Source organism: Chryseobacterium sp. UF-81 (assembly GCF_058245105.1).
The window spans coordinates 103,815-127,808 of the sequence record NZ_JBSIBX010000008.1 but is presented as its reverse complement, the minus strand read 5'-3'; the positions used below and the strand labels follow the sequence as shown (position 1 = coordinate 127,808).

The following is a 23,994-nucleotide window of genomic DNA, read 5'->3' as shown; positions in this document are numbered from 1 at the left end:
GCAAAAGTTTTTACTAATAAACATTTTAGATCACTTTAGTTTCAAAAGTTTATCATTCTGAAAGTGCTAAGAGCGCAAAGTGGGAAATCAGAGGTTTTCATAAAAACTTAAGTGTACTTCTTGTACGCAATACATTTAGCTTAAAATAACTAAAGTGTTTAAAAAAGCTTTTGTGACTTTTGTGGTCAATATATATCTTTTTAAACCATCCCGTCAAAAATTCTTTGAATTTTCGCCACCCCTCCGGAGGATGGGAATGTGATCCCGGCAATTAAAAATTTGTGGTGAGAAAGTTTACTCCGGTTTATAGAATTGATACTGCCCGTTTTCATAGTACGCATTGATATGCTGGAGCCCATTCGTCAGGATAATTTCTTTCGCTCCGATAATGGAATTGTACCGCGCGGTCTGTTCAAATGTTTTTTCTGTGAGCTTAATTTGTGGCGCCTTGCATTCAATCAGGATAATGGGTTCTGTTTTTTCGGTAACAAGCAGGTCTATTCTTTTGGTAAGACCGTTCAGCAGGATCTTTTTTTCGGTTATAATTGCCGACCGGGAATAGGCTTTTACGGTAAGATAATAGTGTACCCAGTGCTGCCTTACCCATTCCTCAGGGGTAAGGAGAAGATAAGTTTTGCGGATCAAGTCATAAATAAAAAACTTATCTTTGTCTTTCTTGAATTTAAAATCAAAAGTTTCCTGAAAATTCAGTTTTGGAAGTTCCATTAATAAGATGAAAGAATTAGATTTAATCCTCAAAAATATTAAAAATAAAGAAGTTTTACCTATTTATTTTTTCCACGGAGAAGAACCTTACTTTATTGATGCTGTTGTAAAAGTGTTAGAACATGACTTTCTGGAGGAAGATGAAAAAGCTTTTAACCAGACCGTTGTATACGGAAAAGATACTTCCTATCAGGAAATTCTTTCCCTGGCAAGACAGTTCCCGATGATGGGGGACAAGCAGGTGATCATTGTAAAAGAAGCTCAGGATCTGAAATTTAATGAAGAGGAAAACAGAGTTCTGGAAGCCTATGTTGAAAATCCTGTACCATCCACCGTGCTGGTTTTTGCCCATAAGCATAAGAAACTGGATAGCAGAAAAAAAGCCACAAAAGCTTTGGACAAAGCAAAGGTTCTTTTCCTAAGCGAATCTGTGAGAGATACCAATCTTCCGAAATGGATTGCTGATGAATGTACACGACTTAAAATTAAAACAGCTCCCAATATTTCTCATTTGCTTGCAGAATACCTGGGAAATGATCTTTCAAGAATTGCCAACGAACTGAATAAGTTGAAGATCATTCTTAAAGAAGGTGAAATACTGGATGGGACAATCGTGGAAAACCATATCGGGATCAGCAAGGAATATAATGTTTTTGAACTTCAGAAGGCTTTAGGGACCAAAAATGCTGATGCAGCCTTTAAGATTGCTCATTTTATGGGTAAAAATCCAAAGAACAATCCTTTTGTTATGATGCTGGCAAGCCTTTACAGCTACTTTTCCAATGTGATTATTTACCAGACAATGGCCGGGCAGCCGCCACAGGTTATTGCTTCGCAGATGGGCGTTAATCCTTATTTTATTAAAGATTATGCAGAAAGTGCAAGACTGTATCCTCTAAAACATGCGACAAGAGTGATTTCCATATTAAGAGAGTTTGATATGAAAGGAAAGGGACTTGGTGCCGTTAATATGGGAGAAGCTGAACTGATTAAGGAACTGGTGTATAAGATTATCAACGTGGATAAAATTAAGATGAAGGTGTAAGGAGTTGATGGGTTTGAAAGTGGGAGAGTATAAGAGTTTTTAGGACTGAGAAAATGAAAATAATCTGTAACCGCACATTATAACCTGCATTCCGAAACACAAACAATTTATCGACAGTTCACATATTTGATATTGACAAGTATCATTAAAAATACTTTAATAAAACATTAAAAATTACGAAATTAGCGGACTGAATTAAAATCTTTTTGAACAAAGTAAATTTATGGAGCAAAATATTTTAGATTGTGTGATCGTTGGATCTGGACCTTCTGGTTTCACAGCGGCAATATATGCAGCAAGAGCAGACTTAAAACCTGAACTGTATACAGGTTTGGAGCCGGGCGGACAATTAACAACAACTACGGAAGTTGATAACTTTCCAGGGTATCCGGCAGGGATTACAGGACCTGAAATGATGATGGACCTTCAGAAACAGGCGGAAAGATTCGACACTAAAGTTCATTATGAAATGATCACCAAAGCTGAATTCTCTAAGGAAAACGGCGGTGTTCACAAATTATATGCCGGAAACAAGGAAATTCTGGCAAAAACAGTGATTATCTCTACAGGAGCTACGGCAAAATATCTTGGCCTTGACGATGAGAAGAAATATGCAGGAGGCGGTGTTTCGGCATGTGCTACGTGCGACGGATTCTTTTACAGAGGAAAAGACGTGGTAGTAGTAGGAGCAGGAGATACAGCAGCTGAAGAAGCGACTTATCTTGCAAAGCTTACCAGAAAGGTTACCATGCTGGTAAGAAAAGACGTTTTCAGAGCTTCTAAAGCAATGATCCACAGAGTGGAAAACACTCCGAATATTGAAGTGAAATTCAATCATGAGCTGATTGGTATTGAAGGTGAAAACAGCCTTGTAGAAAGAGCAAGGATCATCAACAACCAAACGCAGGAAACCTCTACCGTTGATGTAGAAGGTATTTTCATCGCCATCGGACACAAACCGAATACAGATATTTTCGCAGGACAGATTGACCTTGACGAAAACGGATATATCCTTACTGAAAAAGGATCTACAAGAACGAATCTTCCGGGAGTTTTTGCTGCAGGAGATGTTCAGGATCATATTTACAGACAAGCGATTACCGCTGCAGGAAGCGGATGTATGGCTGCGATGGATGCAGAGAAATACCTGGCTGAATTACATTAATATTCAGTTTTTTACAATACAGAGCGTACCCGGTGGGTGCGCTTTTTTTATTTCACTCTATCCATTCTTACCACAAAAATTTTAATTGGTGGGATCACATTCCCTCCTCTGGAGGAGTGGCGAAAATTCAAAGAATTTTTGACGGGGTGGTTTAAAAAGATATATATCGACCACAAAAGTTACAAAAGCTTTCTTAAACACTTTAGTTATTTTAAGTTGAATGTATTGCGTACAGGAAGTACACTTAAGTTTTATGAAAATCTTTGATTTTCTGCTTTTGTGCTCTTCTTATGTTCAGACTAGTAAAACTTTTTAAAACTAAAGTACTCTAAAGTGTTTAAATAATTTAAAAGCTTTGTGCCTTTTGTGTTTAAATAATAGAACGAGACAGCATTAACTAATTTAAGTTTGTATTAAGTATTTAAAAGTAGACTGAATAATATTTTTCTAAAAATAGATTTATAGTCGCCATCACTAGAAGAATGAGTAATTATTTTTGATTAAATTTTTAAATTAATACCATTATGGGGAAACGAAAAGGAAAAATTGAAGGAGAGGGAATGTCCCAATTATCAAAATTTGCAAAATGCAAATCTTTCTATGATTGAAAATTCAATCCTTTATATTTTCAGAGAAAATACTTAAATTTAAATCCCAATCAAAAAATTAATATGCACAGTAAAATCATAAAAATAAAACACGTCACAGGAACCTATATCATTGAAATTCCGGATGGAAGATTGAATGAAATGCAAAGCCAGCTGGACAAATGCCTGAACGATGAACAGGCAGCCATTGTTGTAAAGGGAGAAAATGGAGATCAGTTTGTGTATCCATCGGATCTTATAAAAAACAGTTTCATTGCCATAGTAGACAGAGAAGAAGTCAAAGCGCTCTAAAAATAATTCGCCTGATTTTAAGTCTATTATTAAGCTTCGTTAAAATTTCTCCCGGAAAAGTTTTGCAGAACTGTAAAATCGTTTTATATTTGCACCACTGAAAACAACGGTATAGCCGTTATTCAGGAGAGATGGCAGAGTGGTCGATTGCGATAGTCTTGAAAACTATTGACTGTAACAGGTCCGGGGGTTCGAATCCCTCTCTCTCCGCTAAGAGGGTCTTTTATTAAAAGACCCTCTTTTTTTGTACAATCCTTTTCCTTTATTTTTAAGCAAATTCCCTTTTTTAAATTGTTTCTGATAAATCATATAGGTCTGTCTGTAGATCCAATTTATTTTCCGGTATTTCAAATGCAAGATTTCTATCGGCACTCAATTTTTCAGTATTTGCTTTCAGGGTTATAATCTCTGCACTGCAGATAGAATAACAGCAGCCATAGGTATCCTTGTCAATTCATTCTTTATCCATTTCTCTTCAATTGAATATAGTTTTCCTTATTTTTCTGTAATTGCTTTTTCTTTTCAGCAACTTTTACCGTTCCTTCACCAACGATAATCTTGACTGCAAATTCATTGTTTTATAAAACTTTTTCTGATAGACCACGAAAATTGGTAAAGAAAAGGGTGGTTTTAGTAGCTATTTAATAATGAAAAGTGTGTTTTTTACATTTTTTTTTGCAGATAAAACGAAAAAATTACGATTCTTCTTATCATAAAATTTATTCAAAAAAAATGATCAGTTTTCTGGTATTCTGGTATTGCAACTAATTGTGAATATATGCCTTATGAAATAAGAAAGTGTAAAATTAATGATAACCTTATCATAATTTTTATTCAATTCATATCATAAAAATTCGATATGTAACGTATTGATAAGCAATAGATAATGATAGATTTATTTTTTTTATTCAGATGAATTTTTATATTTGTAATGTTACCAAAATGTTAACGAACTAATGAATCAGAACTTTATTCATACCTATGTCTCTGTAGATTGTGTTGTCTTTGGATTTGACCACGAAAATCGGTTGAACATATTATTAGTACAACGCCATATTGATGATGTACCACTGGAAAAACAGATCAAACTTCCAGGAAGCTTGATTTTCAGTGATGAAGATGTAGATGATGCTGCACAAAGGGTACTTCATGAACTTACAGGGATTAAAAAAATGGTTCTCAAACAGTTCAAATGCTTTGCTGATCCTATGAGAGCAAGCAATGCACATGATATCAAATGGATGGATCAGGAATACAAACATCATATAGACAGGATCATTACAGTGGCCTATCTTTCTCTTTGTAAAATAGACCATAAGATCAACAGTACAAAATATGATACTGTAGACTGGTATCCTATCGGTGAGGTTCCGGCATTGCCTTTTGATCATAATAAAATTATCGATGAATCTTTGATGGAGATCAGAAAATGGATTGAATCTGATTTTTCCATTATTTTTGAGCTGCTGCCTAAAAGATTTACCATAAGACAGCTTTATCAGCTCTACAGTGCCTTAAATGAAAAAAATATTGATATTAAGAATTTTCATAAAAAAATATCTTCATTCCCCTATATTGTTCCTTTGGACGAAATTCAAAAAGATGTATCACACCGCGCAGCAAGATACTACAGGTTTGATGCTAAGATTTACAAGAAAAACAATACAAAACTTATAAAATAACCCTTTTAAAAAATTATGTACTTACTAGGCTATGACATTGGCAGTTCTTCTGTGAAAGTGTGTCTCGTTGAGGCGTCCAGCGGAAAAGTGATTGCTTCTGAATTTTCTCCCAAAAAAGAGATGAAAATCACTGCTATAAATCCGGGATGGGCAGAGCAAAACCCGGTTGACTGGTGGACCAATCTGAAATTGGCACATGAAGCTGTTATGCATGAATCCGGAGTACATGCTGAAGATATTAAAGGTATTGGAATTACCTGGCAGATGCATGGTCTGATTCTGGTAGATAAGGACCAGAACCTTTTAAGACCGTCAATTATCTGGTGTGACAGCCGTGCTGTGCCTTATGGGGAAAAAGCGTTCAAAACAATAGGAGAAGAAAAATGCCTTTCACATCTTTTAAACTCACCAGGAAATTTTACGGTATCAAAACTTGCCTGGGTAAAAGAAAACGAACCTGAAATTTTTGAAAAGATAGATAAAATAATGCTTCCGGGAGACTATATTGCAATGAGACTTTCGGGACAAATAGGAATGACAATTGAGGGATTATCAGAAGGAATATTCTGGGATTTTAAAAACAACTGTATTTCGGAAGATATTATAAACTACTATGAGATCCCGAAAAGCTTTTTTCCTGAAATTGTCCCGACGTTTGGAATCCAGGCAACCGTTTCCAGGCCAGCAGCGGAGGAATTAGGCTTAAAAGAAGGTACACCTATTTCATACAGGGCAGGAGACCAGCCCAACAATGCTCTTTCCCTGAATGTTTTTAATCCGGGAGAAATTGCCTCTACAGCAGGAACTTCGGGAGTGGTATATGGAGTTTTGGACCAGCTGGAATATGATAAGTTATCAAGAGTAAATACATTTGCCCATGTCAATTATACACCGGAACAGATCAGACTGGGAGTTTTACTGTGTATCAACGGAACCGGCATTTTAAATTCCTGGTTAAAGCATAATTTCGCAACCTCACTTTCTTCTTATGGTGACATGAATGATATGGCTTCACTTTCACCTATTGGTGCAAAAGGATTAAGTATTATTCCTTTTGGAAACGGAGCTGAAAGGGTGTTGGAAAACAAAGATACAAGCTGTTCGATTCACGGAATTAATTTCAACATACATGCTAAGGGAGATATTCTGCGTGCGGCGCAGGAAGGTATTGTATTCTCTTATGAATACGGAATGGATATCATGAGAAATATCGGAATGGATATCCAGGTGATCCGTGCAGGAAATGCCAACATGTTTTTAAGTTCAATTTTTCGCCAGTCGCTCTCCAGTGTCAGCAATGCAGTTATTGAACTTTATGATACCGATGGAGCGGTAGGAGCAGCAAGAGCTGCAGGAATGGGAATAGGATTTTATTCAGATTCCGGAGAAGCATTTTCTTCACTTGAAAAAATAGCGGTGATAGAGCCTGAACACGAAAAACAAGAACAATATTTAGAAGCCTATGCCAGATGGAAACATCATCTTAACGAAATAATCTAGACGATTACAACAGTATTTTCATCCTCTTACTGACTTTTAAGAATCAGTGAGAAGGGAATCTCTACGCAAAAATTTAAAAACAAATTAAAAATAATCAAATAAATATGAACACTTTAACAGGTACAAAAGAGTTTTTTACGGGTATTGAAAAAATTAAGTTTGAGGGGAAGGAAAGCAAGAACCCGTTGGCATTTCGATATTATGATGCTGAAAAGATCGTAATGGGAAAACCTATGAAAGACTGGACCAGATTTGCGATGGCATGGTGGCACACCCTGTGTGCAAACGGAAGTGATCCGTTCGGAGGACCTACAATCCACCATCCGTGGGATATCGGAAATGATGCTGTAACCAGAGCAATGCATAAGATGGATGCAGGATTTGAATTCATGTCTAAAATGGGCTTCAATTATTACTGTTTCCACGATATTGATCTGGTAGATCCGGCCAATAACTGGAAGGAATACGAGAAGAATATGCAGACTGTTGTGGAATATGCAAAACAAAAGCAGCAGGAAACAGGAATTAAGCTTTTATGGGGAACAGCCAATGTTTTCACGCATGAAAGATACATGAACGGAGCCTCTACCAACCCGAATTTTGACGTTGTGGCCTGTGCAGGAACCCAGGTGAAAAATTCAATAGATGCAACCATAGCACTTGGTGGTGAGAATTACGTTTTCTGGGGCGGAAGAGAAGGATATATGAGCCTTTTAAACACCGATATGAAACGTGAAAAAGACCACCTGGCCCGTTTCCTTTCTATGTCAAGAGATTATGCCCGTCAGCAGGGCTTTAAAGGAACTTTCCTGATTGAGCCAAAACCGATGGAGCCTACCAAGCATCAGTATGATTATGATTCCGAAACAGTAATCGGATTCCTGAGACATTACGGATTAGACAAAGATTTCAAGCTGAATATCGAAGTTAACCATGCTACACTGGCAGGTCATACATTCGAGCATGAGCTTCAGGTTGCTGTAGATGCAGGGCTTTTAGGAAGTATTGATGCCAACAGGGGAGATTATCAGAACGGCTGGGATACAGATCAGTTCCCGATTGATTATTATGACATGGTTCAGGCATGGCTTGTACTGCTTCCGTCTGGAGGTTTGGGAGCCGGAGGAGTAAACTTTGATGCTAAAATCAGAAGGAATTCCATTGATGCTGAAGATTTATTCATTTCCCACATTTCGGGAATGGATGTTTTTGCCAAAGGTCTTCTTGCAGCGGCAGACATTCTTGAAAATTCGGATTATAAAAAACTGAGAACAAACCGCTATGCTTCTTTTGATAACGGAAACGGAAAAGCATTCGAGGAGGGGACACTTACACTGGAAGATCTTCAGAGAATAGCTCACGAAATCGGCGAACCACAGCCAAAGAGCGGAAAACAGGAATTGTTTGAAGCTATCGTGAATATGTATATATAATAAAAAAATAAGAGGCTTGTAAACACTAAGGATTTTTATTCATTATAATTATTAAATAGCCTTTTATTCAACAACTAATATTAAAATAATAATTATGAACCGATTTTATTTCAATAAAAGCAATAGAGCGGCATTATTTTTTGCAATGACTTTATTGCCTTCCGGCATAGCATATTCACAGGTTAAAAAAGATACAGTAGCTAAAGAAAATAAAATAGATGAAGTTGTTGTGATAGGATATGGGACCCAGAGAAAAGAAGCTGTAACAGGTTCTGTAGCCACTGTAAAAGGAGATGCTCTGCGTGAAGTGCCCTCTGCCAATATTACCCAGTCACTACAGGGAAGAACGGCAGGTGTTGATATTTCACAGACCTCCACAAAACCGGGTGCCACCATGCAGATCCGTATCAGGGGAACAAGATCTCTGACGGGGGATAATAACCCGTTGATTGTATTGGATGGTATTCCTTTTGTGGGATCACTGGGAGATATAAGTTCAAGTGATATCAAAAGTATTGATATCCTGAAAGACGCCTCTGCTACAGCGATCTACGGATCCAGAGGAGCAAACGGTGTTATTCTCGTTACTACAAACAGAGGAGCAAAAGGCCAGAAACCCAAATTCACCTACAACACATTTACAGGAGTCCAGACCTTGTTTTCAAAATATCCTATGATGGATGGTCCTAAGTTTGCGCAGTTACGTGCTTACGCGATTCCTGCAGGAAATACAACACCTTTGTATTCTAACGGGGCTGATGAAAACAGCAATGTCAATACAGACTGGCAAAGCCTGTACTATAAACCGGCGATGATGACCAGTCACGATATCGGGGTTTCAGGCGGAACAGAAGGAGGAAATTATAATGTTGGCCTGTCATATTTCAAGCAAAATGCATTGATCCCTATTCAAAGTTATGAAAGATTTGCCCTTCGAATGGCCATTGACCAGAAGGTGGGTTCTATCTTTAAATTCGGTTTTACAACCAATACAAACTATTCTGTATCAGAAGGAAACGGGGTGAATCCGGGAGCCGTTCTGGGATATTCTCCCATCGCCGATCCTTACAATACGGACGGAAGCCCGAAGAGAGTAATGAGTACCGCAGGCGGAATCGATCAGACATGGATTTATACCAGAAGAAGCTTAGAGGGCCTTGGAGACAAATATATTGATGAAACCAAATCTTTTGCATCCTATAACAACCTTTACGGAGAGGCCAGCCTTCCAGTTAAAGGATTGAAATACAGGTTAAATGTTGGTTTGGATTTCCGTACTTCAAACAGTGGAAATTACACCGGTGTAGGAGTCTTTAATACAAACCCTCTTGGACCGTCAGCTGCGGGAAAAGGTAACAATCAGACTTATCACTGGGTATTGGAAAACCTATTAACTTATGACCGCACATTCGGCAAACATAAGATCAATGCCGTAGCATTATATTCTGCAGAAGAGAATAAGTATACAAGCTCATACATGAGTGCAAAGAACGTCCCAGCTGACTTTTTTCAGTATTATAACCTTGGGCAGTCACCACAGGCTGATATTACAGTAAGACCTGAAGACCAGGTTTATTGGAAGACAGGTCTCCTTTCAACAATGGGAAGAATAATGTATACTTTCGATAACAAGTATATGCTGACAGCAACACTTCGTGCTGACGGATCCTCCAGACTCGCTCCAGGCAACAAATGGCATACTTATCCTGCATTATCATTAGGATGGAACGTTACCAACGAATCCTTCATGCAGAATATCAAAGCAATTAATCTCCTTAAATTCAGAGCCGGCTGGGGACAGACTTCCAATCAGGCGGTAGATCCGTATTCTACTATGGGACGATTTAGTGTAGCTCCTTACAATTTTGGAAGTGCAGGAAGTACAGGGATCTATGGAAATCAGCCGCCCAACCCCAATTTAGGATGGGAATATTCAAAGACACAAAACTACGGAGTAGACTTCGGGTTATTGAACAACCGTCTTACGGGAAGCGTAGAATATTACAAAACACATACATTCGACCTTTTGACACAGAAGAGTCTTCCGGCGACAAGCGGTTGGTCATCAATCGTTTCCAATGTAGCGGAAACAGAAAATAAAGGGCTGGAAGTTTCCTTAAACGGTGTTATTTTTGATAATCCGGATGGCTTTACATGGGAAGCAGGAGTTAATTTTTATACCAATAAAAACAAAATTTTATCTCTTGCATCTGGAACAGAGCGTGACGTCAATAACCTATGGTTTGTAGGCCATAATATTAATTCATTGTATGATTATCAATACATTGGTCTTTGGCAGGCTGGTGACCCTTATCAGAATATTCTGGAGCCGGGAACCGCAGCAGATGTCATAGGATCCATTAAAGTTCTCTACACAGGAGGCTATAATGCGGACGGAACACCGGTAAGGGCAATAGGACCTGACGACAGACAGATTTTTGATACAGCCCCGAAATTCCAGGGAGGATTTAATATGCGCTTTGCCTATAAGAATTTTGAGCTGAGTACTGTAGGAGCCTTTCAGCACGGAGGAATCCTGGTAAGTACCATTTACGGATCCGCAAGTTATCTTAACAGATTAACAGGTAGAGGGAACAACGTGGATGTAGATTACTGGACAGAAGATAATACAGGAGCTTATTTTCCGCGTCCTGGGCGCCATCTGAGTGGTGATAATCCGAAGTACTCTTCTACTTTGGCGATGTTTGATGCTTCTTATCTTAAGCTTCGTACCATTACATTAGGCTATAATGTCAATAAAGATTTTTTAAAGGATTTAAAAATCACCAGCTTAAGAATTTACTTTACCGTAACCAATCCTGTTGTATTATTTTCTCCTTATCATAAGTTCTCAGGAATGGATCCGGAACCTAACTCTTTCGGAAACGAAAACCAGGCAGTAAGCGGATATCAAAACCGCCAGCTTGTTATTGGAACCAACAACCCATCCACAAGAAATTACTTAATGGGACTTAACTTAACCTTTTAAAACTGTACTGTCATGATAAATTTTAACAAAAAACTGGTATTGGGAGCCATCTTTTTATCCTTAACGTTTACAGGTTGTAATGAAATTCTTGATGAGCAGCCAAGATCCATATATACAGCTGATTATTTTAATACACCGGATGGCGTTAATCAGGGATTTACGGCTTTATACAGACAGCTGAGATTATTGTACGGTAACGGATACTTTATGAGTAATTGTCAGAACGGAACTGATGAATCTACCTGGGCACAAAGTGCTGATGGTAACTTTAAAGAACTGGATATGTCAGGAAACGGAAATATCAATTCGAATACTTTTCCTACAAGTATGGTTTGGAATTCTGTGTTCCCGTATATCAATACAGCCAACGGAATTATTGAAAAAGGGCCGGGATTCGGCATTGCAGAATCTATGATTTCGGAAGCCCGTTTTTTCCGAGGATTTTACTATTTCATGCTGGTTCAGACCTATGGAGGAGTTCCTTTGGATCTAGGGGCAGGAGAATTGAAATATAACACTTTGCCATCTACCAGTTCTGTACGAAATAATGTTCCGGAAGTATACACAAAAACTGTTTTTGCCGATCTCAAAAAAGCTATAGAGAATTTGCCTTCATCACCAAGAGTAACAGGAGGGGTGACTAAAAATGTAGCAAGACTTATGCTTGCCAAAGCGTATCTTACCTACGGATGGTGGCTTCAGAATCCCAATAATATCCCAACTTATCCCGAGGTGGCAAGAAATGATCCTGACGGGCATAATGCACAATGGTATTTCCAGCAGGCTTATGATATTGCACTGGAAGGAATAAACAATCCCGGAATGTATGCGCTTCAGCCTACTTTCTATGATGTCAATGTAGGTTCAAATGATAGAAATACTGAATTTATGCTCTATGCAGACCACATACAGTCAAGCACCTACTATAACGAAAGTGATCCTGTAGGATTTGGATCAGGCTGGGCGCCGGACAATTTTGCAGCATGGATGCAGACATGGAACTACACTGCCATCAAAAGCAGCAAAACAACAGCATGGGCCGGGGCAGACGTTGTAAGTGCAGTACAGAGAGAAGCGGCACAGTCACTCGGACGTCCGTGGGTTCGTATGTGTCCTACTTTGGGAGTGATTAAAAATACTTTTGCAGATAAAACCAACGATTCCCGTTATGATGGGACTTTTGTAACCACATACAGAGGAAACTGGAATAAAAATGGAACAGGCCTTACATCGGTACCTGTGCTTTATAATGCAAATAATCTGCCTGTACAGCCGGGAGGAGCCATTCTAAGCTTCCTCAGTGATGACAGCCAGACTCCTTCTTATCCTACAGGAGCCGGACAAAGCGGTGTGGGAGCGGGTACTCTCTCAGGAAGAGCAGACTGGGTAATTGCACCGAACGGAATAAGCAGAATTGTATACCCTGGATTATGGAAAATAGGATCCTACCGTACCGATGATCCAAACGGTTTAGGATATCCGAATGCAGGATTAACCCGTCCTTTCAGCGTAGCCAAATTTTCAGAATTCTATTTTATTGCGGCTGAGGCAGCAGTAAAAGGAGCTTCAGGAGCGATGACTGCCCGGGACCTTATCAATGTCATCCGTGCACGTGCCGGAAAATGGAAATTCAATAATGCCCAAAATACTGCTTATGTAGCAGATAATAGTGCAGCAATGACAGCTGCTACACCATCCGTGATTACCATAGATTATATCCTTGCAGAAAGATCCCGTGAATATTACGGAGAGTTCTACAGATGGTATGATCTGGTGCGTACGCAGAAGTGGGGAGATTATGCGACCAGTTATCAGATCGGAGGAGCTTCCTATGGTGATCACGCGCCACAAACGGTTACAAGAACGATAAAACCATTTCACTATCTGAGACCGATTCCTCAGAACCAGATTGATGCGATGGAAGTATCGGCGGATATTAAGGCAAAATACCAGAACCCCGGATACAATTAATTCATTTTACATTCATATCAGTAACAGAGTAGGTGTGAAAGCACCTGCTTTGTTTAACTGAATTAAATTTAAGATCTATGGAAAAAACATGGCGTTGGTTTGGCAAAAAAGACAAAATAGAACTGAACACACTCCGTCAGATCGGAGTGGAAGGAATTGTTTCTGCCCTGCATGATATCCCAAACGGAGAAATCTGGAATCTGGAGGCCATCAATGATTATAAAAACTATATAGAAAGCCACGGACTTCGCTGGTCTGTTGTGGAAAGTCTTCCCGTAAGCGAAGGCATCAAATACGGAGGTGAAGACCGTGACTCTTTAATAGAAAATTATATCACAAGCCTTGAAAATCTGGGTAAAGCAGGCATTACAACAGTTTGCTACAACTTTATGCCTGTCCTCGACTGGGCAAGAACTGACCTCTTTCATGAATGGGAAGACGGTTCTTCATCACTTTATTTTGATAAAGCAAAGTTTGCGTATTTCGAAATTCATATCCTTCAAAGAGAAGGAGCAGAAAATGATTATTCCTCAGAAATTCTTCAAAAGGTAGAAGAGTTAAAAAATACCTTAACGGAAAAAGATGACAATGACCTGATAGACTCAGTTATTGTAAAAACACAAGGGTTTGTTAACGGAAATATCAAGGAAGGAGATGAGAATCCGGTGGCTATTTTCAAAAATTTACTGGCATTGTATGACGGTATAGATAAAAACCAGCTTCGCCAAAACATGAAATATTTCCTTGAAAAAATAATGCCTGTCTGTGAAAAATGGAATATCCGGATGTGTGTACACCCTGATGATCCGCCGTTTTCATTACTGGGCTTACCGAGAATAGTAACCAATGAAGAAGATATTGAATGGCTTCTGAAAGCTGTTGATAATCCCCATAACGGATTGACATTCTGTGCCGGATCTTTAAGCGCGAATCTTCAGAATGACGTTCCGGAACTGGCTCAGAAATTTGCCCACCGGACAAAATTCGTTCACCTGAGAAGTACAAATGTCTTTGAAAATGGGGATTTCATTGAGGCTCATCATCTGGGAGGAAGAGGAAAGCTCATTGAAGTGATCCGTGTTTTTGAAAAAGAAAACCCTGATCTTCCGATGAGAATTGACCACGGAAGGCTGTTAACAGAAGATATCGACAAAGGGTATAATCCCGGCTATTCATTTCTGGGAAGAATGTTGGCACTAGGTCAGATCGAAGGAGTAATGGCCACAGTTCAGTCAGAACTACAAAAAAATTAATCTGCGTTTGTAATAAAATAGTAAAAAGTAAAATGAAAGACCTGTTTAGTATTAAAAACAAAGTAGCAGTCATTACAGGGGCTTCAGGTGTTTTAGGAGGCAGCTTGGCGAAAAGCTTTATAGAAGCCGGAGCAAAAGTTGTCGCACTGGGAAGAAACCAGGAAACACTGAATGCCCGTGTAAAAGAACTGACAGATTTAGGAGGGGATGCACTCGCTGTAGAAGCCAATGTGATGGATATTGAAAGCCTTGAAGTGGCTTCAGGGAAAATAAAAGAAAAGTACGGAAGCATTGATATTCTGCTCAATATAGCCGGCGGAAATGTTCCGGCAGCTACTTTATCTCCCGAACAGTCATTTTTTGATATGGATATGAAAGGATGGGCAGAGGTTACCGATCTTAATATCAACGGAACCGTTTATCCGAGCTATGTTTTCGGAAAAGTAATGGCAGAGCAGGGTAGCGGAAACATTATTAATATTTCTTCCATGGCCGCTTATTCAGCGATTACAAGAGTGGCAGGATATTCTGCCGCCAAATCTGCGATCACCAATTTTACCCAATGGCTGGCATCTGATCTGGCATTGAAATTCGGAGACAAAATACGGGTAAATGCAGTGGCGCCAGGTTTTTTCATTGGAGATCAGAACCGTGCTATCCTTTTGAATCCGGACGGAAGCTTAACGGAGAGAAGTAAAAAAGTAATGGCTAAAACACCCATGCAGAGATTTGGGGAAGTAGAAGAGCTGAATGGTGTTGTGCAGTTTCTGTGTTCGGATGCCGCAAGCTTTATCACAGGAGCTTTGATTCCTGTTGACGGAGGTTTTAGCGCATTCAGCGGAGTATAAAAATTAATTTCTTCATATGCAGTGAGCAGGGCCGTAATGGTTTCATTCATGGCCCTGTTTTTAAAATGTAAGGCTTTGACCAGTAGCTAAGCTTTATGCATAATAAGTACATCTAAGTTTTGTGAAAATCCTTGATTTTCATCTTATGTGACCTTCTCTGCAGAATCACTTTAAACCTGCTTAGGTGAACTAAAGTGTTATAAAATAAAGCTTTTGTGACTTTTGTGGTTAAACAAGTTTAGAATTAAAATCCAGGATTGTAAAAGTATATAATGAGTAATTCCATTAAAAATAAAGAAGTTTTCGGAGAATCTTTTCTGCTGGAATCAGCAAAGGCGGAAAACCTGTATTTCGGCTATGCTAAAGACATGCCGGTAATAGATTATCATAATCATCTTGAGCCGGACGTTATTTCTGCCAATCAGAATTTCCGATCTCCGACGGCTATCTGGCTGGATGGCGATCATTACAAATGGAGAGCCATGAGAAATTTTGGCATTGATGAACAGTTTATTTCCGGAAATGCTCCAGATCACGAAAAATTTATGAAATGGGCAGAAGTGGTGCCTTATACGCTTCGTAATCCCTTATTTCACTGGACTCATCTGGAACTTAAAAATCCTTTTGGAATCAGCGAATATTTATCACCCAATAATGCAGATTCCTTGTATCATCAGATGAATGAAAGTCTTCAGACATCCGGTTTTTTGCCACAAGCCATCATTCAGAATTTTAAGGTAGAAGCCTTATGTACTACAGATGATCCTGCTGATGATCTGGTTCATCACAAGGCTTTAAAAAACAGTGGATTTAAAACAGCTGTTCTTCCGGCTTTCCGCCCTGATTCCTATATTAATACGATTAATCCCGAACAGTATCTTTCAGGAATTAAAAAGCTTGAAAAAATCTGCGGATTTTCAATCATATCAGTATCTGATCTGTTGAATGCTCTTCAGTCCAGGATCAATTATTTTGTGGAAGTTGGAGCAAAAGTAGCCGATCATGGCTTTGAATATTTCCCGGATACTACAAAATGGAATCATAGCCTTGAAAAAGAGTTTTCAGAATTCCTGAAGGGCAATCTTTCAACATTTTCCGATCCGGAAGCCTTATGTGGTTATATGTTGAAAGAACTTTGCAAAATGTACGCAGAAAAAGGCTGGGTACAGCAGTTTCACGTAGGGGCAACCAGAAACAACAATTCAGAAATGTTTAGAAAAATAGGTGCCAATGCAGGCTATGATGCCATTGGAGAACCATATTATGCACAAAGACTGAGCATTCTGCTTGATGCACTGAATACGGAAGGAAAACTGTCTAAAACCATTATTTACAATCTGAATCCGGCATTTAACGAAGTTCTGGCAGCTCTTGCCGGAAACTTTAATGAAGGCGGAATCAGATCCAAGGTACAGTTTGGGGCAGCCTGGTGGTTCCTGGACCAGCTTGACGGGATGACCAAACAGATGAATACACTTTCCAATATCGGTCTGATCAGTACTTTTGTCGGAATGCTTACCGATTCCCGAAGCTTACTGTCATTCTCACGACACGATTATTTCAGAAGGCTTTTATGCAATCTGCTCGGAAATGAGATGGAAAGAGGTCTTCTTCCCGGTGACGAAAAATGGGTAGGAAAGATTATTCAGGATATCTGTTATCACAATACAAAAAACTACTTTGAACTCTAATACCATGCAGGATTCAGCTAAAATACTATGTTTTGGGGAACTGCTTCTCCATTTTGCCCCGGATTCCGAAGGAAACTGGCTCAGTGAGCAGTCTCTGAAGATCTACGTGGGCGGTGCTGAATACAATGTAGCGGCGGCACTTTCCCAGTGGAAGAATTCTGTAAAGCTATTATCAGCTTTGCCTGAAAATTTTGTTGGAAACCAGCTGGAATTTCAGCTTAAAAACAAAGGAATAGAAATCCTTGCAGAAAAAACTCAGGGGAGAATAGGAACATTTTACCTTTCCTCCGATGGCGACATGCAGAATGCTTCAGTGGTTTACGATCGCTTTCCGTCTGTTTTTACCCAATCGGATTTTGAAACGTTCAGTGATGATGAAATATTTTCAGGAGTAAAATGGCTGCATATCAGCACCATCACACCGGCTCTGAGTGACAATGCATTCCGGAAATGCCTGCATATCATGAAAGAAGCCAGAACCAGAAATATTACGGTTTCTCTCGACCTGAACTACAGAGCGTTGCTTTGGCAAAACCAGAATCCTCATAAAATTAAAGAGCTGATGCCTTTTGTGAATGTTCTTATGGGAAATATCTGGTCTGTTGAGCAGTTCCTGAATATTCCTGTTGAATATGAGCTAAACGGAAATTTTGATGATGAAAATCTTCTGAAACAGGCCGAAAAAACAGCTTTAGAAATTAGGAAACAGTTTCCGGATGTGGAAAAAATTGCCAATACGTTCCGCTTCACAAACGGGGAACAGGTCAATTATTTTGCCACCTTATTTACTGATGAACAGCTTTTGGTTTCAGAAAAATATGATTCAGAAAAAATTGAAGAAAGAGTAGGAAGCGGTGATTCTTTTATGGCCGCTTTAATCCATGGAATTTTAAAAGGTAACTCGGAACAACAGACTCTGGAAGATGCCACAAAAGTTGCTTTCAAAAAGCTTTTTGTAAAAGGAGATACCATTGATGGCAGCATTAATATCGAAAAATTATGAGTGAAATACTACAAAAAATAAAAGACCAGAAAATAGTTCCGTTGTTTTATAACGAATCATTTGAAGTCTCAAAAAATATCATAAAAGCTTTATACGAAGCAGGAATCCGGGTGATAGAATACACCAACCGCGGTCATCAGGCATTGGAGAATTTTATCAGACTGAAAGAAATTTCCCACACAGAATTTCCCGGACTTCTGTTAGGAATCGGAACGGTGAAAAATATAAAAGAAATGGATAATTATGCCTATGCAAAAGCAGATTTCATCATTACACCGGTCATCAGTGAAGCATTGGTAAAACATGCTCTTGAAAGAAATATCCTTCTGATTCCGGGCTGTTTTACCCCTTCTGATGTCAATATTGCCTATCAGAATGGTTTAACATTGGTTAAAATATTTCCGGCAGATGCCTTAGGTAAGAACTACATCAAATCGATACAGCCTGTTTTTCCGGGAATGAATTTCATGCCCACCGGAGGAATCCATGCTGAGCCTGAAGATATAATAGAATGGCTCAATGGTGGTGCGGTGGCTGCAGGTTTAGGAAGTTCACTCATCGGAAAAGATGTTAATGAAGAAGAACTGACTCTGAAAACAAAAAATTTACTACAACAACTTAATCATAACTAAATGCAGGCCCCTAAAAACCGCAATATAAGATGGTGGATGCTGTCTCTCGTTTTTCTTGCCACTACGATCAATTATCTTGACCGTCAGGTAATGGGTTTGCTGAAACCTGTTCTGGAAAAAGAATTCAGCTGGGACGAAAAAGATTACAGCTATATCGTAATGGCCTTTACAACCACTTATGCCATCGGTTATATGGCGATGGGAAGGTTTATAGACCGGGTGGGAACCAAAATCGGGTATGCCGTTTCCCTTATTGTATGGAGTCTTGCTTCTATAGGACATGGTTTTGTGAAAAGTACCATTGGGTTTATCATGGCGAGAAGTACATTAGGCATCAGTGAGGCCGGAAACTTTCCTGCCGCCATCAAGTCAGTGGCTGAATGGTTTCCGAAAAAAGAAAGAGCACTGGCAACGGGTATTTTCAATTCCGGAGCAACTGTGGGAGCTATTTTAGCACCGCTGCTGGTTCCGTTCATTCTGGGACATTACGGCTGGAGGCAGACTTTTGTATGGATCGGCGCTTTAGGCATGGTTTGGATTATCCTTTGGTGGAAATTCTACACCATACCGGAAAAAACCAAAAAACTCAGCAAGGAAGAGCTGCAGTATATAAAAAGTGATCAGGATGAAAAAAACCAGGAAAAAACCAAAGTTCCTTTATCGGAATTACTCAAATATAAAGTAACATGGGCATTCGCTATCGGTAAAATTTTGACCGATCCTATCTGGTATTTCTTCATGTTCTGGTTACCGGCGTATTTCTCAGATGTGTTCAAAATGGATTTAACAAAACCTTCCATTCCTTTGATCATTATTTACAGTGGTACTACAATCGGAAGTATTGGCGGAGGCTATCTTTCATCATTCCTGATCAGAAAAGGCTGGGCGATCGGAAGAGCCAGAAGCTTTACAATGTTGCTGTTTGCCCTGATGGTGGTTCCGGTAATGTTCTCAAAATATGTAGATAATATGTGGGTGATTACCCTTATTATTGCCCTTGCCACAGCGGCACATCAGGGGTGGGGAGCCAATCTTATGACCACGGTCGGAGATCATCTGCCTAACCATTATGTAAGCTCTGTGATAGGCTTTGGCGGTATGCTGGGCTCAGCAGCAGGAATTATTTTTCCGCTTTTTATCGGAATCATTCTCGATGCCTTTAAAAAATCAGGAAATATTAACGGTGGTTACAACATCATATTTTTCATAGCCGGGATATCGTACGTTACAGCCTGGGGATTGATTAAAATAATCAACCGGAAGAAAACCGTTTAAAAATATTTATAATGATCTGTAATCGATTATAATAATTAAATAGAAATACCCATTGCTGAGTGTAACGCCCTTGCGAACCTTATAAAGATAATAGTTTAAAAAACTTGCGGACTCAGCGTTAAAAAGAAATAACACCCATTCAAAAAAATACACACTAAAAACTATAAAAAAGAATAACAATGAAACAGAATATAATGAATTTAGCTTTTCTCAGGAATAAAACCCATGTCATTGCAGCAGCAGCTTTGCTATCAGTGACTACTATTTCTGCCCAGACTTTCTCAGATTTCAACTACCGTGGAAACGATAAAATATATAATGACAACCCTCTTAAACCGGACGAGTTCTATTCCCCGATTTTACAGGGCTGTTACCCCGATCCCAGCATTACCAGAAAAGGAGAAGATTACTATCTTGTAAACTCCTCGTTTTCAATGTTTCCGGGAGTCCCGATTTTCACGTCTAAAGATCTGGTGAACTGGAAGCAGGTAGGGCATGTCCTGGACAGACCTTCTCAGCTTAAGGTGGAAAAAGGAGGTGTTTCGCAGGGAATCTATGCGCCTGATATCAAATACAATAAACACAACGATACTTTTTATATGATCACTACCCAGATTGCGGGCGGTATCGGAAATATGGTTGTAAAAACAAAAGATCCGGCAAAAGGATGGAGCGAAGTTCAGAAGCTGAATTTTGACGGTATTGATCCCTCCATTTTCTTTGATGATGATGGAAAAGCATATATTGTTCATAACGATGCTCCACCAAAAGGAACCGAACAATACAACGGTCACCGCGTGATTAAAATCTGGGATTACGATCTCGAAAAAGATCAGGTAGTTGCGGGCTCAGATAAGATTATTGTAAACGGTGGGGTAGACCTTTCCCAAAAACCCATCTGGATTGAAGGTCCTCATATTTATAAAAAGAATGGCAAATATTACCTGATGTGTGCAGAAGGAGGAACCGGCGGTAATCACAGTGAAGTTATTTTTATGTCTGATTCTCCGAAAGGGCCTTACGTTCCGGCTGGCAATAACCCGATTCTGACACAGCGCTATTTCCCGAAAGACAGAAAAGAAAAGGTAGACTGGGCAGGTCATGCAGATCTGGTAGAAACACCGGATGGCCAATATTACGGAGTATTTCTGGCGATACGCCCCAATGAAAAAAACCGTGTTAATAAAGGTCGTGAAACATTTATCCTCCCGGTTGACTGGAGCGGAAAATACCCGGTTTTCCAAAATGGCCTGGTTCCGATGAAACCAAAATTGAAAATGCCACAAGGTGTTCAGAATCAAACTGGACAAAACGGATTTTTTCCGAACGGAAACTTTACCTATAACGATAAATTAACCGATAAAAATCTTGATTTCCGATGGATTGCGATGCGCGGACCACGTGAGAATTTCATTACTGCCACAAAAAATGGCGTAAAAGTGAATCCTATGGAGACTAATATCAAAGCGTTGGCTCCAGTTTCGGCATTATTCTACAGATTGCAGCACGAAGATTTTGAAACTTCTGTAACCCTGGATTTTAAGCCTAAATCAGAAAAAGAGCTTGCAGGAATTACCTGTTATCAAAGTGAAAGATTCAATTATGTTTTTGGAATCACGAAAAAAGATAAAGATTTCTACATCGTTTTGGAAAGAACGGAAAAAGGCGAATCAAAATTAATAGCAAGCGAAAAAATTTCACTTTCAAAGAGTATCAAATTTCAGGTTACAGGAGGAAAAGATGAAATCAGCTTCAATTATTCTTTGGATGGCAAGAGCTATAAAAATCTAGGTGGACCGGTTTCAGGAGATATACTTTCTACTGATGTGGCGGGAGGTTTTACAGGAAGCCTTATCGGGCTGTACAGTACTTCTTCCAATGATATTATACCGAATTAAGTCAGTATTATCAATGTCACACTGAGCTTGTCGAAGTGTTTCCTTTTAAAATTGAAAAAGAGTAAAACCAAAACATCACAGTACATTTTGAAAATCAAAAAATCTTATATAGTTTCTTTATTGGGGTTTATCGGGCTGAATCTTCTTTCAGCCCAGGTAAATCCTTCCGGAAAGCAGGGTACAGCATTTACCAATCCCATCATTTGGGCAGATGCACCGGATTTATCCATTACCAGAAACGGAAATGATTTTTACCTGATCAGTACCACCATGCATCTGATGCCAGGAGCACCGGTAATGCATTCCAGAGATCTGGTACATTGGGAAATGTCCGGGTATGTTTTTGATACCCTGAATGACAATTCAAAATATGATTTATTGAACGGAACCGTTTATGGCAGAGGTCAATGGGCTTCTTCAATCCGCTATCACAAAGGGAAATACTATGTCTTGTTTTCTCCGAATGATGAACCTTTCAAATCTTATTTCTACGTGACTGATCATCCGGAAAAAGGAAAATGGAAACTCATCACCAGAACACGTCATTTTCATGATGCTTCACTGTTTTTCGATGATGATGACAGGACCTATGTTTTCACTTCCAACAAAGTTTTTGAACTGAGCCCTGATTTTAAAGAAGTTATCGGAAATCCGGATGGAACTGAGGTATTTCAGAAAGATGATTCAGAAACCGGGCTCCTGGAAGGAAATCAGATCATCAAAAGAAACGGAAAATACTATATGATGATGATTTCCTGGCCAAGAAACGGAAAACGCCGTCAGGTCGTCTACAGAGCAGATAAAGTATCAGGTCCTTACGAGAAAAAAGTAATTCTGGAAGACAATTTTTTAGGATTTTCCTATGCAGGTCAGGGCGCTTTGACAGATGATAAAAACGGAAGCTGGTATTCCCTTATTTTCCAGGACAGAAACGGAGTAGGACGCGTTCCGCTGCTGCTGCCCGTACACTGGGAAAATGACTGGCCGGTGTTGGGAGACAACGGAAAAGTTCCTCTGAAAGGAGAAGTTCCTCTTCCGCCATTCAAAGCAAAAAATCATTTGGTGGAAAGCGATGAGTTTTCTGATAAAAAAATGAAGATCCAGTGGCAGTGGAATCATAATCCTGTGAATGAAGCATGGTCTTTATCCGAAAGAAAAGGATTTCTGAGACTGAAAACCAGCAGAGTGGTAGACAATCTTTACGCAGCACCCAATACTTTGACCCAGAGAATGGAAGGCCTAACTTCGTCAGCAGTTGTTGCAATGGATCTCAAAGGAATGAAAGATGGGGATGTTGCCGGTTTCAGTGCTTTCAACGGTGATTCCGGGATCTTGTCAATAGTGAAGGAAGGTAATGAGAAATTCATTGTTTTTTCAACCAATGAAGTAAGCCTGGACAATAAGACAAAAGCGATTACAGGGGTTAAAAAAGAAGAGAAAAAACGGATTCCTCTCAATTCAGATAAGGTTTTCCTTCGTATCGATGCCAATTTTAACCTTGGGAAAGATCTGGCAGATTTTTATTACAGCACCGATCAGAAGAACTGGACAGAGATGGCGAAAGATTATAAAATGATCTTTGATTACCGGAGATTTTTTATGGGATCAAAATTCGCGGTTTTTAATTATGCCACTAAAAATACCGGAGGCTTCGTAGATGTGGATTTTTTCAAAATCAATGAAGCCAGGAAATAAAAATAGTAACAAAAATTAGCAGGGAAAAGTCTGCTGTAAATAGGTAAATAAAATAAATATTAAGTTGTTTGGACTTTACAAAACCACAAAAGTCACAAAAGCTTTATTTTAAAACACTTGAGTTCACTTAAGTAAGTTTAAAATGATTCTGCAGAAAAGTTCACATAAGATGAAAATCAAAGATTTTCCCAAAACTTAAGTGTACTTATTATGCATAAAGCTTGGCTCTAAAAAAACTTAAGTGTTAAAACTTTTGTGCCTTTTGTGGTTAAAAAGAATCAATATAAAA

Annotated in this window: 17 protein-coding genes and 1 tRNA gene; 17 read left to right on the top strand and 1 reads right to left on the bottom strand. The window is 39.1% G+C overall.

All coding sequences use genetic code 11. The features are described from left to right. Positions 1–294: 294 nt before the first annotated feature. Positions 295–726 carry a type I restriction enzyme HsdR N-terminal domain-containing protein gene (locus AC4IFE_RS12675; protein WP_306845863.1) on the bottom strand — a complete coding sequence of 144 codons (432 nt, stop codon included), beginning with the start codon at positions 724–726 and terminating at the stop codon, positions 295–297. A gap of 7 nt (positions 727–733) precedes the next feature. Here AC4IFE_RS12675 and holA point away from each other — a divergent pair, with 7 nt between their 5' ends. From holA to AC4IFE_RS12590, 17 genes are all read left to right on the top strand, one after another. After that, the gene (gene holA, locus AC4IFE_RS12670; protein ID WP_490757547.1) at positions 734–1,771 is read left to right on the top strand and encodes a DNA polymerase III subunit delta; all 1,038 of its coding nucleotides are present in this window, start codon (positions 734–736) and stop codon (positions 1,769–1,771) included. A 223-nt stretch (positions 1,772–1,994) separates the two neighbouring features. After that, positions 1,995–2,936: a thioredoxin-disulfide reductase gene (gene trxB / locus AC4IFE_RS12665; protein ID WP_490757546.1), complete on the top strand. Its 942-nt coding sequence runs from the start codon at positions 1,995–1,997 to the stop codon at positions 2,934–2,936. Positions 2,937–3,607: 671 nt separating this feature from the next. Further along, positions 3,608–3,835 carry a glyceraldehyde-3-phosphate dehydrogenase gene (locus tag AC4IFE_RS12660; protein ID WP_490757545.1) on the top strand — a complete coding sequence of 76 codons (228 nt, stop codon included), beginning with the start codon at positions 3,608–3,610 and terminating at the stop codon, positions 3,833–3,835. Positions 3,836–3,960: 125 nt separating this feature from the next. Beyond that, positions 3,961–4,045 (top strand) — tRNA-Ser (locus AC4IFE_RS12655). Positions 4,046–4,791: 746 nt separating this feature from the next. After that, positions 4,792–5,517, top strand: coding sequence for an NUDIX hydrolase (locus AC4IFE_RS12650; protein ID WP_490757544.1), 726 nt, complete (start codon positions 4,792–4,794; stop codon positions 5,515–5,517). A gap of 15 nt (positions 5,518–5,532) precedes the next feature. Then, the gene (locus AC4IFE_RS12645) at positions 5,533–7,017 is read left to right on the top strand and encodes a xylulokinase (protein WP_490757543.1); all 1,485 of its coding nucleotides are present in this window, start codon (positions 5,533–5,535) and stop codon (positions 7,015–7,017) included. A 104-nt stretch (positions 7,018–7,121) separates the two neighbouring features. After that, on the top strand, positions 7,122–8,450 hold the full coding sequence (xylA, locus tag AC4IFE_RS12640; protein ID WP_490757542.1) for a xylose isomerase: 1,329 nt from the start codon (positions 7,122–7,124) through the stop codon (positions 8,448–8,450). 94 nt (positions 8,451–8,544) lie between these two features. Beyond that, positions 8,545–11,439: a SusC/RagA family TonB-linked outer membrane protein gene (locus AC4IFE_RS12635; RefSeq protein WP_490757541.1), complete on the top strand. Its 2,895-nt coding sequence runs from the start codon at positions 8,545–8,547 to the stop codon at positions 11,437–11,439. A 12-nt stretch (positions 11,440–11,451) separates the two neighbouring features. Then, on the top strand, positions 11,452–13,410 hold the full coding sequence (locus tag AC4IFE_RS12630) for a RagB/SusD family nutrient uptake outer membrane protein (RefSeq protein WP_490757540.1): 1,959 nt from the start codon (positions 11,452–11,454) through the stop codon (positions 13,408–13,410). Between the two features lie 77 nt (positions 13,411–13,487). Beyond that, positions 13,488–14,663 (top strand): mannonate dehydratase, encoded by a 1,176-nt coding sequence (gene uxuA, locus AC4IFE_RS12625; RefSeq protein WP_490757539.1) that lies wholly within the window; start codon positions 13,488–13,490, stop codon positions 14,661–14,663. 32 nt (positions 14,664–14,695) lie between these two features. Further along, positions 14,696–15,511, top strand: a complete 816-nt coding sequence (locus AC4IFE_RS12620; RefSeq protein WP_490757538.1) for an SDR family oxidoreductase — start codon at positions 14,696–14,698, stop codon at positions 15,509–15,511. Between the two features lie 272 nt (positions 15,512–15,783). Beyond that, entirely contained in the window at positions 15,784–17,202 is a 1,419-nt protein-coding gene (gene uxaC, locus AC4IFE_RS12615; protein WP_490757537.1) for a glucuronate isomerase, read from the top strand. Next, positions 17,192–18,205 (top strand): sugar kinase, encoded by a 1,014-nt coding sequence (locus tag AC4IFE_RS12610; protein ID WP_490757536.1) that lies wholly within the window; start codon positions 17,192–17,194, stop codon positions 18,203–18,205. The genes uxaC and AC4IFE_RS12610 overlap by 11 nt, the downstream gene beginning before the upstream one ends. Then, positions 18,202–18,837, top strand: a complete 636-nt coding sequence (locus AC4IFE_RS12605; protein ID WP_490757535.1) for a bifunctional 4-hydroxy-2-oxoglutarate aldolase/2-dehydro-3-deoxy-phosphogluconate aldolase — start codon at positions 18,202–18,204, stop codon at positions 18,835–18,837. Before AC4IFE_RS12610 ends, AC4IFE_RS12605 begins: the two co-directional genes overlap by 4 nt. After that, positions 18,838–20,112: an MFS transporter gene (locus AC4IFE_RS12600; RefSeq protein WP_490757534.1), complete on the top strand. Its 1,275-nt coding sequence runs from the start codon at positions 18,838–18,840 to the stop codon at positions 20,110–20,112. A 179-nt stretch (positions 20,113–20,291) separates the two neighbouring features. Next, entirely contained in the window at positions 20,292–22,010 is a 1,719-nt protein-coding gene (locus tag AC4IFE_RS12595) for a glycoside hydrolase family 43 protein (protein WP_490757533.1), read from the top strand. A 51-nt stretch (positions 22,011–22,061) separates the two neighbouring features. After that, entirely contained in the window at positions 22,062–23,705 is a 1,644-nt protein-coding gene (locus AC4IFE_RS12590; protein ID WP_490757532.1) for a glycoside hydrolase family 43 protein, read from the top strand. Positions 23,706–23,994 lie beyond the last annotated feature (289 nt).

Bases quoted from the DNA above. Each gene is read 5' to 3' on its own strand.
- AC4IFE_RS12675 (WP_306845863.1), bottom strand. From the start codon at position 726: ATGGAACTTCCAAAACTGAATTTTCAGGAAACTTTTGATTTTAAATTC.
- holA (WP_490757547.1), top strand. From the start codon at position 734: ATGAAAGAATTAGATTTAATCCTCAAAAATATTAAAAATAAAGAAGTT.
- trxB (WP_490757546.1), top strand. From the start codon at position 1,995: ATGGAGCAAAATATTTTAGATTGTGTGATCGTTGGATCTGGACCTTCT.
- AC4IFE_RS12660 (WP_490757545.1), top strand. From the start codon at position 3,608: ATGCACAGTAAAATCATAAAAATAAAACACGTCACAGGAACCTATATC.
- AC4IFE_RS12650 (WP_490757544.1), top strand. From the start codon at position 4,792: ATGAATCAGAACTTTATTCATACCTATGTCTCTGTAGATTGTGTTGTC.
- AC4IFE_RS12645 (WP_490757543.1), top strand. From the start codon at position 5,533: ATGTACTTACTAGGCTATGACATTGGCAGTTCTTCTGTGAAAGTGTGT.
- xylA (WP_490757542.1), top strand. From the start codon at position 7,122: ATGAACACTTTAACAGGTACAAAAGAGTTTTTTACGGGTATTGAAAAA.
- AC4IFE_RS12635 (WP_490757541.1), top strand. From the start codon at position 8,545: ATGAACCGATTTTATTTCAATAAAAGCAATAGAGCGGCATTATTTTTT.
- AC4IFE_RS12630 (WP_490757540.1), top strand. From the start codon at position 11,452: ATGATAAATTTTAACAAAAAACTGGTATTGGGAGCCATCTTTTTATCC.
- uxuA (WP_490757539.1), top strand. From the start codon at position 13,488: ATGGAAAAAACATGGCGTTGGTTTGGCAAAAAAGACAAAATAGAACTG.
- AC4IFE_RS12620 (WP_490757538.1), top strand. From the start codon at position 14,696: ATGAAAGACCTGTTTAGTATTAAAAACAAAGTAGCAGTCATTACAGGG.
- uxaC (WP_490757537.1), top strand. From the start codon at position 15,784: ATGAGTAATTCCATTAAAAATAAAGAAGTTTTCGGAGAATCTTTTCTG.
- AC4IFE_RS12605 (WP_490757535.1), top strand. From the start codon at position 18,202: ATGAGTGAAATACTACAAAAAATAAAAGACCAGAAAATAGTTCCGTTG.
- AC4IFE_RS12600 (WP_490757534.1), top strand. From the start codon at position 18,838: ATGCAGGCCCCTAAAAACCGCAATATAAGATGGTGGATGCTGTCTCTC.
- AC4IFE_RS12595 (WP_490757533.1), top strand. From the start codon at position 20,292: ATGAAACAGAATATAATGAATTTAGCTTTTCTCAGGAATAAAACCCAT.